The following is a 14,872-nucleotide window of genomic DNA, read 5'->3' as shown; positions in this document are numbered from 1 at the left end:
CCAGTCTGCCGCTTCCGGCATTATTTCGCTTTCCCCAATGGTTTTACTTACCGCTTCCCGGCTTGCCGGTGCGCTCTTGAGCTTGGTGCTGCTGTGCTCCTGCAAGGAGCCCATCGACGACGTCATCACCAAGCCCCCGACCCCGCCCGTGACGGCGGCGCCGGCCAACTGGGCAGCCCGGGCCGACTCGGCGCAGAATGCCTTGCGCCAGGGCTTTTTTACGGCTGGCCAGTACTACGCCAAGAACAACGCCGGCGACGCGGGCTTCAACTACTGGTGGCAGGCCCACGGCCTCGATGTGCTGATGGACGGCTACAAGCGTACCAGCAGTTCCGACTACCTGACCCAGGCCCAGCAGCTGCAGGTGGGTGCCAAAGCCAAAAACGGCAACACCTACCTCAACGAGTTCTACGACGACATGGAGTGGCAAGCCCTGGCCTGCCTGCGGGCTTTCCAGCTCACCGGCGACCCGACCTATAAAGCCACAGCCAAGCTGCTCTGGGAAGACATCAAGACCGGTTGGAACGAGCAGCAGGGCGGCGGCATAGCCTGGAAGAAAACCCAGCGCGACTATAAGAACACGCCTGCTAACGCCCCCGCCGCCATTCTGGCTGCCCGCCTCTACCTGCTCGACAAGAACCCGGACGATTTAGCCTGGGCCGAGAAAATCTACCAGTGGCAGAAGGCCAAGCTCGTGGACCCGGCTACTGGCCTGGTCTGGGACGGCATCAACCGCACCGGCGACGGGCAGATCGATAAAAACTGGCGCTTTACGTACTGCCAGGGCGTGTACATCGGGGCGGGACACGCGCTGTACCAGGCCACGAAAAAACCCGAGTACCTGGCCGACGCCACCCGCACGGCCAGCTTCGTGCTCGGCGACGCAGACATGGCGCCCGGGGGCATCCTGAAAAACGAAAATGCCGGCGACGGCGGCCTGTTCAAAGGCATCCTGGTGCGCTACCTGGCCTTGCTGGCCACGGAGCCCGATGTGGCTGCCGGCACCCGCACGAACTACATCAACTTTCTGAAGTTCAACGGCGAATCGGCCTGGAAACGCGGGGCCCGCCGCCCGCCGGGGTTGTTCAATACCAACTGGACCAGCCAGCCCCAGGGCGCGGTGGAGTCTTCTACGCAAATGAGCGGCGTCATGCTGCTGGAAGTGCTGGCCGATTTACAAGCGCGCAAGCTGCTTTAAAGTAATAGGACCAGTTCTTCGCTATAGGCCCCAAGCAGGTCTATAAATGGGAAGCGGACGTGGTGGGACATAGTCCGTGCATGGTGCTCCGGTCGGGGAAGCCGGGGCACCATTTCCTAGCCAGGCCAGCGTGGTCCCCGTGGATGGATGTAGTAGCTTGGCGGCTACACTACACGCCTACTGACTCGCGCGCGCCTACTCTTCTTCCTCGCTTTTCTACTCTCAGACTCAACGCATGAACCGTCGCACGTTTATCCAGAACACGGCCATCCTTGGCGCGACTGTCTACACCAGTGGCGCCTGGGCCTTCGCCCCGCCGTCCTTCAAAACGGTGCGCCCGGCGCGCTCGGCCCGACGCTTCAGCTCCGTGGCCGTCGAAAAAGCCATTGCCGAGTTCAGGAAAAAAGTAAAGGACCCGGAGCTGGGCTGGCTGTTCGAGAACTGCTTTCCGAACACGCTCGACACCACCGTCACCTACTCCGAGGCGGGCGGGCAGCCCGACACCTACGTCATCACCGGCGACATCGACGCCATGTGGCTGCGCGACTCTTCGGCCCAGGTATGGCCCTACCTGCCCTTCTGCAAGCAGGACGCGCCCCTGCGCAAGCTCGTGGCGGGCGTTATCCGGCGGCAGGCGCGCTGCATCAACAAGGACTCGTATGCCAATGCGTTTTACGGGGACGACACCAAGACCGGGGAGTGGAAAGACGACCTGACCGACATGAAGCCGGGCCTGCACGAGCGCAAATGGGAAATTGACTCGCTCTGCTACCCCGTGCGGCTGGCCTACGGCTACTGGAAAACCACCGGCGACGCTTCGCCCTTCGACGCTACCTGGGCCCAGGCCCTGCAGGCCACGCTGCGCACCTTCCGGGAGCAGCAGCGCAAAACCAGCCCCGGCCCCTACCACTTCCAGCGCACCACGGCCTTCGCTACCGACGGCGTGCCCCTGAACGGCTACGGCTACCCCGTGAAGCCCGTAGGGTTGATTTGCTCCAGCTTCCGGCCCAGCGACGACGCCACCGTGTTTTCGTTTCTGATTCCGAGCAACTTCTTTGCCGTAACGAGCCTGCGCCAGGCAGCCGAAATGCTGGAGGCCCTGCAGCCCCAGCAGCGCGAAACGGCCACCGACATGCGCGCCCTGGCCACCGAAGTGGAAGGTGCCCTGAAAGAGCACGCCACCGTGGAGCACCCCACCTACGGCCGCATCTACGCCTACGAAGTCAACGGCATGGGCTCAGTGAATCTGATGGACGACGCCAACGTGCCCAGCTTGCTGGCGTTGCCTTACCTAGGCGGCGTGCCCCTCACGGACCCCGTGTACCAGAACACGCGCAAGTTTCTGCTCTCCCTGGATAACCCGTTTTTCTTCAAGGGAACTGCCGCCGAGGGAATTGGCGGCCCCCATGCCGGCCTGGACATGATCTGGCCGCTGGGCATCACCATTCGGGGCCTCACCAGCCAGAGCCCCGACGAAATCCGGGCCTGCGTGCAGACGCTACGCCGCAGCCACGCCGGTACGGGCTACATGCATGAGGCGTTTCACAAGGACGACTTCAGCAAGTTCAGCCGCCCGTGGTTTGCCTGGGCCAACACGCTGTTCGGCGAATTCCTGTGGAAAACCTACCAGGAGTCCCCGAAGCTGCTGTCCTGATTTTCTGACTTATCGCCTATTGATGGGAGCTGCCAGCCTAGCTCCCTGCCTGCGTATTGCCTTTTCCGACAGGGGCTGGCCTGGTCCGTTGCCGCTTGAGTCAAGGAGGTTGAGAAGTGAAAATTCACCCGTCAAAAACCCATACCATGAACCAGAAAGACGCTGCTGGCCGCTTCCCGGAACCTGTCAAGGCTGCTGCCGGGCTGAAACGGAAAACCACCCGGCTCCTGCTGCCGGCTCTGCTGCTGAGTGTGCTCAGCGGCTGCCAGAAGGAGGCTGTTCCGAAAAGCTCGGCGGCGGTGCCCACCACGCCGGCAAGCAGCCAGGCCGTTGTATCCAAAAGCGACGCCCTGCTGGCGTTGAGTAGCTACGACAATAAGTACTACAACCAGTACGGCACCTACGGTCCTTCCTACAAGGCGAACTATTGGTTTGATATAGCCAAAACCAAGCGGATGGACTTCTGGACCCAGGCCGAGGCTATCGAAACGGTTATCGACGCCTACAACGTGAACCCGACCGTTGACCTTAAAAACAAAGTCCAGTACCTGTACCACGGCATGCGCGATGCCTACGGCCTAACGTGGAGCAACAATGAGTTCAACGACGATGTCATCTGGGGCTCTATCATGTGCCTGCGTGCCTACGAAATCTGGAACGATGGCGGAATGCTGACCATGGCCCGGCAAAACTTCGACCTGGTGTGGGCCCGGGGCTGGGACACGACCCTGGGCGGGGGCCTGTGGTGGAAAACGGACAAGCTTTCCAAAAACACCTGCGTGAATGCCCCGGCCGTGATTTGCGCTATGAAGCTCTACAAAGCCACCGGCGACGTGAGCTACCGCAACAAGGCCAAAATGATTATGGACTGGATGGTGCCTCGCTTCTACGTAGCCTCTACCGGAGAGGTAAAGGGCGCCATGAACACCTCGGGCCAAATCTACGAAGGGGCACTGCTCTACACGCAGGGCACCTTTATTGGGGCGGCCAATGAGCTACGGCCCTACTACACTACCCCCGACTACCGGGCCATGGGTTTGAAAGCCATGGACTACGCCCGCAACAGTCTGTCCAAGACGCCGGGTGGCATCCTGCAAGACGAAGACGGTACGCTCGACACCCAGGGCGGCAAGTCCATCTTTGCCCGGTGGGCCTGCATGTTTGTAAAAGACACGGGCACGGCAGCTAATTACGGCCCCTGGTTAGACGCAAATGCCACCCAGGCCTGGTCCATCCGCAACTCCAACGGCATCATGTGGAATCTGTGGAGCATCCGCACGTCAGACACGGAAAACCTGAACTCCTGGCGCACGAATGGCGGCGTGTCGATGATGCTCAACCTGTACCGCTTCCGCTAGGGTTTCCCCTGGCCAAAGCTGGCTGATTCCTACTCGGTCTAGCCTGTATTCAATCACCACGGACTGGCATTCCAGTCGTCATTTCTCCTCCCTGCTACTTCGTTCGTATGCCCGCTCAAGCTACTGCCCCTCCCGTTCCTGCTGCCCGGCCCGCTTTCACGGAGCGGCGCTTCGTCCTCACCTTCGTCTTTGTAGCATCCCTGTTCCTGCTTTGGGGAGTAGCCATTACGATGGGCGACGTGCTCAACCGTCACTTTCAGAGCGTGCTGCACGTGAGCAAGGCCGACTCCGGGCTGGTGCAGTTTTCCATCTTCGGGGCCTACGCCCTGATGGGTATTCCGGCGGGGCTGTTCATGCAGCGGTTCGGGTACAAGAACGGGGTGCTGCTTGGGCTGGGCCTGTATGCAGCCGGGGCTTTTCTGTTTATTCCGGCAGCTAATGCGGGCTCTTTCCTATTTTTCCGGGGCGCCTTGTTTGTCCTGGCCTGCGGACTAGCCACGCTCGAAACCGTAGCGCACCCGTTTATTGCTGCCCTTGGTGACCAGCGGAGCAGCGACCAGCGCATCAACTTTGCCCAGTCGTTCAACGGGCTGGGCGCCGTCATCGGGCCGGTTATAGGGGGCTACTTTATTCTGCGAGCCAGCCAGGGCGGCGCTTCGGAAGGCCTGCAAGCCGTTAAAACCCTCTACCTCGTTATAGGAGCCGTTATTCTGGCGGTAGCCGTGGGCTTTGCGCTGGTGCGGGTGCCGCCCCTGCCCACCGACCCGCACGCCGCCGAACTGGCGCCCGGGGAGGAGCCAGTGCTGGCCGCCGATACGCCTTCTCTCTTCAGTCGGCGCCACTTCCGCTGGGCCGTGGCGGCGCAGTTTTTCAACGCCGCGGCCCAGGGCGGCACCTGGGCGTTCTTCATCAACTACGGGGTAGAGAAAATGAGCCTGAGTGCTGAGCGGGCTGCCTACTTCTTCGCCTTCAGCATGGTGCTGATGATGGTGGGCCGCTTTATCGGCACGGCCCTTATGCGCGTGATTGCGCCGGCCCGGCTGCTGGCCATTGCGGCGGGGGCTAACATTGTGCTGTGCCTAGTAATTGCCCAGGGCTGGGGCTGGGCTTCGTTTGGGGCGCTGCTGCTGCTCAATTTCTTTTTCAGCATCATGTTTCCCACCGTCTTTAGCCTGGGCCTGAAAGATCTGGGGCCGCGTACCCAGCAGGGCTCCTCTTTCATCATCACGGGCGTGGTGGGCGCAGCGGTTTTTCCCTATCTCATGGGCCAGGTGGCCAACCACGATATTGCGGGGGCCTACTACTTGCCCATTATCTGCTACGTCGTGATTCTGCTCTTCGGTGCCAAGTACCACCAGGTGCAGCCCCGCTAACTACGGCGCAGTACTCCTGCAGCCTTTCCCTGGCTGGTTGCCTCCGCTTTCTCTGGTCGCCACAACATGAAACTTCTACGAATATTCTTACCGCTTAGCCTGGCCTGGTTGAGCTTGGGGACCAATTACGCCGAAGCGCAGAATCTGCGGCCCCCGGCCTATCCGCTCATTACCCACGACCCTTACTTCAGCCTCTGGTCGTTTCAGGACACGCTCAGCGCGGGCCCTACCCGGCACTGGACCGGTGAGGCGCAGCCGCTGGAAGGCTTAGTCCGCGTCGATGGCCAGTCTTACCAGCTGATGGGGCAGACCGCCACCCCGCTACGGGCTATTATTCCCATTGCGGCCGAAACCCCATATTCGGCCCGCTACACCTTTGAGGCCCCGGCCGCGGGCTGGGAGCAGCCGGCTTTCACTCCCGCCGCCAGTTGGAAGACCGGCCCGGCCCCGTTCACCAACAATACCAGCCAGGCCGGCACGCAGTGGACCAGCCGCGACGTGTGGGCACGCCGCAGCCTGAAGCTGAGCGGGCCCCTGCCCACGGGCAAGCTCGTATTGCTGCTTTTGCACGACGATGACGCGGAAGTGTACCTCAACGGCGTGCTGCTGCTGAAGCAGGGCGGGGCCAACGGCAGCTACGAGCGATTTGCTCTGCCCGACGCGGCCCGTGCGGCCTTGCGCCAAGGCGAGAACCTACTGGCCATGCACTGCGCCAACCCCCAGGGCGGCGCCCACCTCGACGCCGGAATCTACGCGGCGGAACCGGCTCCGGCTTCGCTGCCCGTGGCCCGCCAAACCGGTGTTACGCTCACGGCCACCCAAACCACCTATGCCTTTGAGGCCGGCCCAGTGCGGCTGACGGCGCAGTTTCTTTCGCCGCTGCTGCTGGATAAGCTGGAAACCCTGGCCCGGCCCGTCAGCTACCTCACTTTCCGGGCCCAGAGCGCCGACGGCAAGCCCCATAAGGTGCAGGTGCTGCTGGCGGCCAGCGCTTCGCTGGCTACCAACACGCCCTACCAACGCGTGGCTACCCAGGCGGGCAAGGCTGGGACGCTGGGCTGGCAGGCCGTGGGCACCACCACGCAGGCCGTCCTGGGCCAGTCCGGCGACAACCATCGTATCGACTGGGGGCAGGCCTACCTGGCGGCACCCGTAGGCGCAGCGAAAGTCGGAACCGGCACGCTGCAAGCGCTGAAAGCGGCTTTCACCAAAACCGGCGCCCTGCCCTCAGCTAGCCCAACTCAATCCGCATCGGGAACTCAGGCGCAGAACACCGCGCTGGCTGCGGTGCTGGATTTAGGTCAGGTAAACCAGCCCGCCGAGCGCCACCTGCTGCTGGGCTATGACACGCCCTACGCCGTGCAGTACTTCGGCCAGAACCTGCGTCCGTGGTGGCGCCGCGACCCGGCCATGACCATGGCCAAGGCCCTGCAAGCTGCTGAAACCGATTATGCCAGCATACGCCAGCAATGCGCTGCTTTCGATAAGAAACTCTACACCGATGCCCAGGCGGCCGGCGGCCGGGAGTACGCCGACCTCTGCCAGCTGGCTTACCGGCAAGCTGTGGCCGCTCACACCATCGCGGCGGGGCCCAAGGGCGAGCTACTGCTGCTCTCCAAGGAGAATTTCTCCGGCGGCTTCATCGGCACGGTGGACGTGACCTATCCGTCGGCGCCGCTGTTTTTGCTCTACAACAACGAACTGGCCAAGGGGTTGCTGCGCTTTATCTTCGACTACAGCGAGTCGGGCCGCTGGCAGAAGGATTTTCCGGCCCACGACATCGGCACCTACCCCCTGGCCAACGGGCAGAAGTACGGGGAGGACATGCCCGTGGAAGAAGCCGGCAATATGCTCATCCTCACGGCGGCCACAGTGAAGCGTGACGGCAAGCCTGACTTTGCCCGCGCCCACTGGACCACGCTTACCAAGTGGGTGGAATTCCTCAAGCGCGACGGCCTTGACCCCACCAACCAACTCTGCACCGATGACTTCGCCGGCCACCTGGCCCGCAACGCTAACCTCTCCCTGAAAGCCATTATGGGCATAGCCTGCTACGGCCAAATGGCGCGGCAGCAGGGCGACGAGAAAACGGCTACCGAATACACGGCCCTGGCCCGCGACTACGCGCGTCGCTGGATGCAGCTGGCCGAGGACGGCAACCACTACGCCCTGACCTTTGACAAGCCCGCCGGTTCCTGGAGCCAGAAGTACAACCTGGTCTGGGACCAGCTGCTGGAGCTGAATATATTCCCCCGGGAGGTAGCACAAAAGGAACTGGCCTTCTACCTTACCCGGCAGCAGCGCTACGGCCTGCCCCTGGATAGCCGTAAGACCTACACCAAGTCGGACTGGATACTGTGGACGGCTACCCTGGCGGAGCGCGACGCGGATTTCCAGGCCTTGGTACACCCGATCTGGCTTTATGCCAACGAAACCCCGAGCCGCGTGCCGCTTGGCGACTGGCACGAAACCACAGATGCCCGCCAGGTAGGATTTCAGGCCCGCTCGGTCGTTGGCGGTTATTTCATCAAGCTGCTGCAAAAGCAAATGGGCAGCAAGCCTTAATTGGCGTCTACTACCCGAGGCAGACAGGGCAATTCAGCCTGGCACTGACAACTTTGCCGCGGGGTTTTCACCTGACACTTCATTTTATTCAACTCAGTAGCCTTCTTTCACCTTTGTATGTCCTCAACTGATTCCCAAAAGCAGGCCTTATTCGAGCAAGTAGCCGCGCAGCTGCAGCAACAGGACTTCCGCATTGCCCAGCAGGACCAGACGCGGCCCTGGGGCGGCTTTTTCGTGCTCGATGAAAGCCAGGCCCAGCAATTTGCCGATCAGTACTTCAATGGCTTGTCGATTGACGAACTGCGTATTTCGGGCAAGCTGAGCCCGAAGGTGCTGTTGGTAGCGCCGGAAGCCCGCTTGTCGTGGCAGTACCACCACCGCCGGGCCGAAATCTGGCAAGTTGTGCAGGGTCCGGTAGGCGTGGCCACGAGCGACACCGATGAGCAGGGCGAGGTGAAACGCTATGAAGCGGGTGAACGGGTCGTGCTGCGGCAGGGCGAGCGTCACCGCCTGGTAGGCCTCGATGGCTGGGGAATAGTGGCCGAAATCTGGCAGCACACCGACCCAGCCTACCCATCCGACGAAGAAGACATTGTGCGGGTCGAAGACGATTTTGGTCGGTAGGAATACCCAGAAATACCCAAGCAGACAGGGAGTATGAGCATTCATACTCCCTGTCCTTGTTTTTAAACCAACCTAGTTCTTGTGATGAAGTCATAAACTAGGAGCTAGAACTCGCAGCACAACTCATAAATGATAACTGTGCCTTGTTCTTTCGAAACCATACCAAGATGCTTTAATAGTCAATTGAAAATTTTTATGCTCGTTTTGATACAAAACAATCATTAATAGTATTTATATTGCATCATAAAGACAGTAAGGGACTAGTGCGTTGCTCCTCCGGAGCATTAAGTACGAAGTCGTCCATTGTCGGGAGCATCTACTATCTGCAAGTGCAAACCGCTTGGCAGCAACAACCCTCCCTTTTCGCTTAAGCACGGCCTTTCAGCACTTCTCATATGCGCGCTTCCAACTATGACAAGTATCCCTTTGTGCCGGTAGCAGCAGGGGCTGATGCTTGCCAAACGGGATGGTCAGCCATTGCCAGCGCACTGCGAGCCGCACTACAAGCGCTGCCGCCCGCCACCATCCAACCACACGTGCTGGCGGTAGAGTGCTACCCAGGAACCGACCTCAAGCAGCTGCAACACGAGCTGACGCAGGCCCTGCAGCCGGCCCAGTGCTTGGTAGCGGACGAGCTGTATTTCACCCCGGCCGAAATTGACCGGATGGTAGCCGGCCCGCTTACCGACGACCCCGTTTTTGGCCGGCTCAATGGGCTGACCATAGCCGATTTTTTCAACCCTGGGCAATTGCAAGCGGCGCAAGACGCCTTGGTTAAGGCCACAGGGCAGTTAGTCTTGATACTGGGTACCGGCGCCACGTTGATATGCCCCAACCCTACCCTGCTTGTCTACGCTGACCTAGCCCGCTGGGAAATCCAGCTACGACAGCGGCGCGGCGACATTGCCAACCTGGGCAGCAGCAACTTCAACGAAAAAGCCAGCCTCAAATACAAGCGTGCGTTTTTTGTGGACTGGCGGGCCGCTGATCGACTCAAAAAGCAGGTGCTGCCCCGGGCCGACTTCCTGCTTGATACCAACGAGCCGGCCGCGCCCAAGCTCATCAGCGGCGCCGACTTGCGCGCTGGGTTGGCGGCGGCCGTGCGGCAGCCGTTCCGGGTGGTGCCTTTCTTCGACCCGGGCCCCTGGGGCGGACAGTGGATGCGTGAGGTGTGTGACCTGCCCGATGGCCCGCCCAACTACGCCTGGTGCTTTGACTGCGTGCCGGAGGAAAATAGCCTGCTGCTGGGCTTCGGCGAGGCGCGGGTCGAAATTCCCAGCATCAACTTGGTGTTTGCGCATCCGCGCGAGCTGCTGGGCGAGGCTCTGCACGGACGCTTCGGCACCGAGTTTCCTATCCGCTTCGACTTCCTCGACACCATGGGTGGGGGCAACCTTTCCCTGCAGGTGCACCCGCTCACGGAGTACGCGCAGGACAAGTTTGGCTTAGCCTACACCCAGGATGAGAGCTACTATATGCTGGCCGCCGAGCCGGAAGCAGTGGTGTACCTGGGACTCAAAGAAAACGTTGATTTCCCGGCCATGCTGGCGGATTTGCAGCGCGCTCAAGACAACCCCGAGGCACCTTTCCCAACTGACCAGTACGTCAACGCGTTTCCGGCCCGGGCGCACGACCACTTCCTGATTCCGGCCGGGACGGTGCACTGCTCCGGGGCGGGTGGCATGGTGCTGGAAATTTCGGCTACCCCCTACATCTTCACGTTCAAGCTCTGGGACTGGGAGCGGCTGGGTCTTGACGGCCTACCCCGTCCCATTCACCTGGCGCACGGCGCGGCCAACATTCAGCCGGACCGCACCACCAGCTGGGTGACGCAGCACCTCGTCAACCAGGTTACCCCCCTGGGCAGCGGCCCCGGCTGGCGCGAAGAACGCACCGGCCTGCACGAGCGGGAGTTCATCGAGACGCGCCGCCACTGGTTCACGGGGACGGTACCGCACGATACCCACGGAGGCGTGAACGTGCTCAACCTGGTACAAGGCGCGGAGGCTGTCGTGGAAAGCCCAAGCGGAGCATTCGAGCCCTACGTGGTGCATTACGCCGAAACGTTTATCGTGCCGGCGGCGGTGGGCGCCTATACCATTCGGCCCCACGGCCCGGCCGTAGGCACTGAGTGCGCCACCCTGAAAGCCTACGTACGCACCCAGCCCTAAGCCGGATTGGCTTCGTTCGGCAGCTACCTTGCCTGTCGGATAACCTACTAAAAACCTACGTCTCGTGTCTGACTTACTTACGCCTGATAACGCCGCGGCCATTCGCGCCCAAACCATCATCGAAAAGCTGCTGCACAAGGGCACTGTGTCGGTAGAAGAGCTGGCCGCGCAGTTTGGCGTGTCGGTGGCTACCGTGCGGCGCGACCTGGTAGACCTGGAGCAGCGCGGGCGGCTCCGGCGCACCCACGGCGGGGCCGTGCCTGTTGAGCCCCTGCTCTACGAGCCATTCCGCTACGATTCGAGCTTTCATGAGCAAATAGACCGCAACCTGGCCGAAAAGCGCCGCATTGGCCTGACCGCCGCCGCCCTTATCCAGCCGGGCGAAACCATTTCGCTGACGGCTGGCACCACCACCACCCAGGTAACGCGCAGCCTGCGGCCCGGTGCCAACGTGACGGTCGTCACCAACACCGTGAACGTGGCCATGGAGCTAAGCCAGCGCGACGACGTGCGCGTGTTTGTGACGGGCGGCTTCCTGACGGGCGGCTGGTTTTCGCTGGCCGGGCCCGCCACGGCGCAGGCGCTCAGCCAGTTTTTTGTCGACAAAGTATTTATCGGGGTCAACGGCATCGACGCGGAGCGGGGCCTGACGTCGCTGCACCCCGAAGAGGCCGCCGTGATTCAGGTGATGGTGCGGCAGGCCAAGCGTCGCATCGTGGTAGCCGACCACACCAAGCTAGGCGTGGTAACTACCTCGCTGATCTGCCCCACCACGGAAGTACACCAGCTCATCACCGACTCGGGCGCCACCGAGGCGCAGCTGGCCCCCTTCCGGCAGCTGGGCATTGAGGTAGTGCAGGTCTGATGCCCTGATTGCCTGCTGGCGCGCCCAGTTCTCAAACCACGAGCCGGCTGGTAAGCCGCGCCGCATTCTCTCCTCCCACTAGCCCAACCGCCATGCCTCTTTTTCGCGCCCCTGGACCAATGTTTCGTGAACCAGCCGGCTCCTCGGCCGCCGTGGCTGCGCTCGATCAGGCCGGCAACCCGGGCTACGTGTACCTGATTGCGACGGTGGCAGCACTGGGCGGTCTGCTGTTTGGCTTCGACACGGCTATCATCAACGGAGCCCTGATTTTCCTGAAAAAGGACTTCGACCTCAGCGACTCCCAAACCGAGTGGGCGGCCAGCAGCATCCTGTTTGGGGCAGTGATTGGCGCTGCCCTGGCCGGCTGGCTCACGGACCGTTACGGCCGGCGCAGACTACTATTCGCGGCGGCGGCCCTGTTTACCCTATCTGCACTAGCCGCGGCGGTGCCGCGCACGCTCACCGAGTTTGTGCTGGCCCGGCTGGCGGGCGGCTTAGCCATCGGCCTGGCCTCGCTGCTGGTACCGCTCTACATTGCCGAAATTGCCCCGGCCCGCATCCGTGGTCGGCTCGTAACGCTCAACCAGCTCGCCATCGTGACCGGCATCCTGCTGGCTTACGTGGCCAGCTACTACCTGGCGGATCTGGGGCTGAACTCGTGGCGCTGGATGTTTGCCTCGGCCGCCCTGCCCTCGCTGCTGTTCATGCTCACCTTGCTGCTGGTGCCGGAAAGCCCACGCTGGCAGCTGGGCCGGGGCCGCGAGGCCGAAGCTCTCAATACTCTCACCCGCCTCAATGGCCCGGTAGCCGCGGCGGCTGAAGCCGAGGAGATTCAGGCTGCACTGGCAGCTGAGCGCGGGGAGGAGGCCAGCCTTAGCCAGCCGCGCCTGCGTCGGCCGCTGCGCATTGCGGTGGTACTGGCCGTGCTGCAGCAAATCACCGGCATCAATACTATCCTCTACTACGGCTCCATCATCTTCACCGAGCACAGCGGGCAGAGCGCCGCATCCGCCATTGGTGCCAACGCCCTGATTGGGGGTATCAACTTCGTCGGCACCGTGGTGGCGCTGTTCGTCATCGACCGGATAGGGCGCAAGCCGCTATTGCTGCTGGCTTCGGGCGGCATGGCCCTGGCCCTGGGCGCTTTGGTGGTGGCCTTGCAATTGCAGGCCGCGGGGCCCTGGCTGCTGGGCTTGATTATGCTGTACGTAGCCTGCTTTGCTGTGGGGCTGGGGCCGGGCGTATGGGTTGTTATCACCGAAATCTTCCCCAACGCCGTGCGCGGCCGGGCTGCCTCGCTGGCCACGGTGGCCTTGTGGGTGGCGTGCACGCTCATCTCCTTCACGTTTCTGTCCTTGGTGAAGGCAGCGGGCCTAAGCGGGGCCTTTGGGCTGTACGCGGGGTTGTCGGCCCTCACGTTTGTGTTTGTGTGGCGGGCCGTGCCCGAAACCAAGGAACGTTCCCTGGAGGAGATTGAGCGAACCTGGCAATAAGCAGGTCCGGGAATTTTCTGGTTTGTTGCTGGCTAGGCGTCTTCCTAACGGCTTGGGGCCTGCTGCTCTACCCTGGCTTACGGTGGAAGCCCGGCAAGTCATGGCCGTACAGCACACGCAGCTAAAGGATGAACGGGAGGATTGACAGCACTGGAAGCTAAATCAATTAGTCTGTATTCCAGGTAATTATGAAATAATTGGGCTAAAATCCCTTCCTAGGCGAGTACAATTCTCACAATTCGCCATGATAAAGATGATACCCGCACCTTGCCTGACAGCTATGGCTTAGCCCAGGCAGCCAACTGAGTATGTTGTTTTCGCTGGGGCTTTTCAGCACCATTTCACGAGGGTGCCGTGCACTAAGCTGACTGCTCCTTGCCAAAAATTCCCCGTTCTATGCTCTGCTTCCTCTTTTCCCGGATGGCCGCCTGCGTCCTGCTTGGTGGGCTGCTGCTGCCGGCCTGTAACGAGCCCGTCGACGATGCTATTGCTCCGCCCAAGCCAACCCCGCCCGCAGTAGCGGTAGCCAACTGGGCGGCCCGTGCTGACTCCGCCCAGGAAGCCCTGCAGAAGTACTATTGGGCGCCTACTGGTCAGTACTACTGGCAGAACAACCTCGGCAAGCCCGACTACAACTACTGGTGGCAGGCCCACGGCCTCGACATCCTGCTCGACGGCTACCAGCGCACCCAGAAAACGGAATTCTTGACCCGTATCAAGGACTTGCAGCAGGGGGCCAAGGCCAAGAACGGCAACACCTGGCTCAACAACTGGTACGATGACATGGCCTGGCACGCGGTGGCCAATCTGCGCGCCTTTCAGCTAACTCAGGACCCGGCCTACAAGGCCATTGCCCTGCTGCTGTGGGACGACATCAAGACCGGCTGGAATGAGCAGCAGGGCGGCGGCATAGCCTGGAAAAAAGACCAGCTCGGCTACAAAACCACCCCTTCCACGGCTCCCTCCATTATTCTGGCGGCCCGGCTCTATCAGCTCGATAAGAACCCCGACGACCTGGCCTGGGCCAAGAAGATGTACGAGTGGCAGAAGAAGACGCTGGTCGATGCCAACGGCATGGTCTGGGACGGCATCAACGACGAAGGCACCAGCAACAAGAAGTACCACTTCAGCTACTCCCAGGGCGTCTTTATCGGGGCCGGGCTTGAGCTCTATCGCGCTACCCAGCAAGCCAGCTACCTCGACGATGCCAACCGCACGGCCAGCTACGTGCTCAACGACAGCCAGATGTCACCAGGAGGTGTCGTCGGGAACGAGGGCGGGGGCGACGGGGGCTTGTTCAAGGGCATCCTGGTGCGCTACCTAAGTTTGCTGGCTACCGAGTCCGCCGTGCCTGCCGCCACCCGCGCCAGTTACGTGAGCTTCCTCAAGTTCAACGGCGAAAGCCTCTACCAGCGCGGGACCAACCGCTCCACCTACCTCTTCAATACCAGCTGGATCAGCCCGCCCGGCGCTACCGTGGACGGCTCAACCCAGATGAGCGGGGTGATGATGTCCGAGGTCATGGCCGACCTGCAGGCCCGTAAGCTCCTGTAAGATACCAGCCTCCGTAA

General features: G+C 61.7%; 10 protein-coding genes. All 10 read left to right on the top strand.

The features are described from left to right. Window positions 1-37 precede the first annotated feature (37 nt). The 10 genes from I5L79_RS18090 to I5L79_RS18045 all read left to right on the top strand — a co-directional run bounded on the left by I5L79_RS18090 (window position 38) and on the right by I5L79_RS18045 (window position 14,855). Entirely contained in the window at window positions 38-1,198 is a 1,161-nt protein-coding gene (locus I5L79_RS18090) for a glycoside hydrolase family 76 protein (protein WP_196956481.1), read from the top strand. A gap of 235 nt (window positions 1,199-1,433) precedes the next feature. Beyond that, complete coding sequence (locus I5L79_RS18085) at window positions 1,434-2,852, top strand: glycoside hydrolase family 125 protein (protein WP_196956480.1); 1,419 nt, start codon at window positions 1,434-1,436, stop codon at window positions 2,850-2,852. Window positions 2,853-2,998: 146 nt separating this feature from the next. Beyond that, window positions 2,999-4,210: a glycoside hydrolase family 76 protein gene (locus I5L79_RS18080; protein WP_196956479.1), complete on the top strand. Its 1,212-nt coding sequence runs from the start codon at window positions 2,999-3,001 to the stop codon at window positions 4,208-4,210. 107 nt (window positions 4,211-4,317) lie between these two features. Continuing rightward, complete coding sequence (gene fucP, locus I5L79_RS18075) at window positions 4,318-5,583, top strand: L-fucose:H+ symporter permease (protein ID WP_196956478.1); 1,266 nt, start codon at window positions 4,318-4,320, stop codon at window positions 5,581-5,583. A 66-nt stretch (window positions 5,584-5,649) separates the two neighbouring features. Beyond that, complete coding sequence (locus I5L79_RS18070; RefSeq protein WP_196956477.1) at window positions 5,650-8,148, top strand: glutaminase family protein; 2,499 nt, start codon at window positions 5,650-5,652, stop codon at window positions 8,146-8,148. Window positions 8,149-8,265: 117 nt separating this feature from the next. Continuing rightward, window positions 8,266-8,772, top strand: coding sequence for a cupin domain-containing protein (locus I5L79_RS18065; protein WP_196956476.1), 507 nt, complete (start codon window positions 8,266-8,268; stop codon window positions 8,770-8,772). 395 nt (window positions 8,773-9,167) lie between these two features. After that, on the top strand, window positions 9,168-10,943 hold the full coding sequence (locus I5L79_RS18060; protein WP_196956475.1) for a class I mannose-6-phosphate isomerase: 1,776 nt from the start codon (window positions 9,168-9,170) through the stop codon (window positions 10,941-10,943). Window positions 10,944-11,007: 64 nt separating this feature from the next. Beyond that, the gene (locus I5L79_RS18055; protein ID WP_196956474.1) at window positions 11,008-11,808 is read left to right on the top strand and encodes a DeoR/GlpR family DNA-binding transcription regulator; all 801 of its coding nucleotides are present in this window, start codon (window positions 11,008-11,010) and stop codon (window positions 11,806-11,808) included. A gap of 119 nt (window positions 11,809-11,927) precedes the next feature. After that, the gene (locus tag I5L79_RS18050) at window positions 11,928-13,301 is read left to right on the top strand and encodes a sugar porter family MFS transporter (protein ID WP_196956473.1); all 1,374 of its coding nucleotides are present in this window, start codon (window positions 11,928-11,930) and stop codon (window positions 13,299-13,301) included. Between the two features lie 396 nt (window positions 13,302-13,697). Beyond that, window positions 13,698-14,855: a glycoside hydrolase family 76 protein gene (locus I5L79_RS18045; RefSeq protein WP_196956472.1), complete on the top strand. Its 1,158-nt coding sequence runs from the start codon at window positions 13,698-13,700 to the stop codon at window positions 14,853-14,855. Window positions 14,856-14,872 lie beyond the last annotated feature (17 nt).

This window comes from Hymenobacter guriensis, assembly GCF_015773195.1.
In the GTDB taxonomy this organism is placed as follows: Bacteria; Bacteroidota; Bacteroidia; order Cytophagales; family Hymenobacteraceae; genus Hymenobacter; species Hymenobacter guriensis.
The sequence above is the reverse complement of the archived record's forward strand: the minus strand, read 5'-3'. Positions and strand labels throughout refer to the sequence as shown.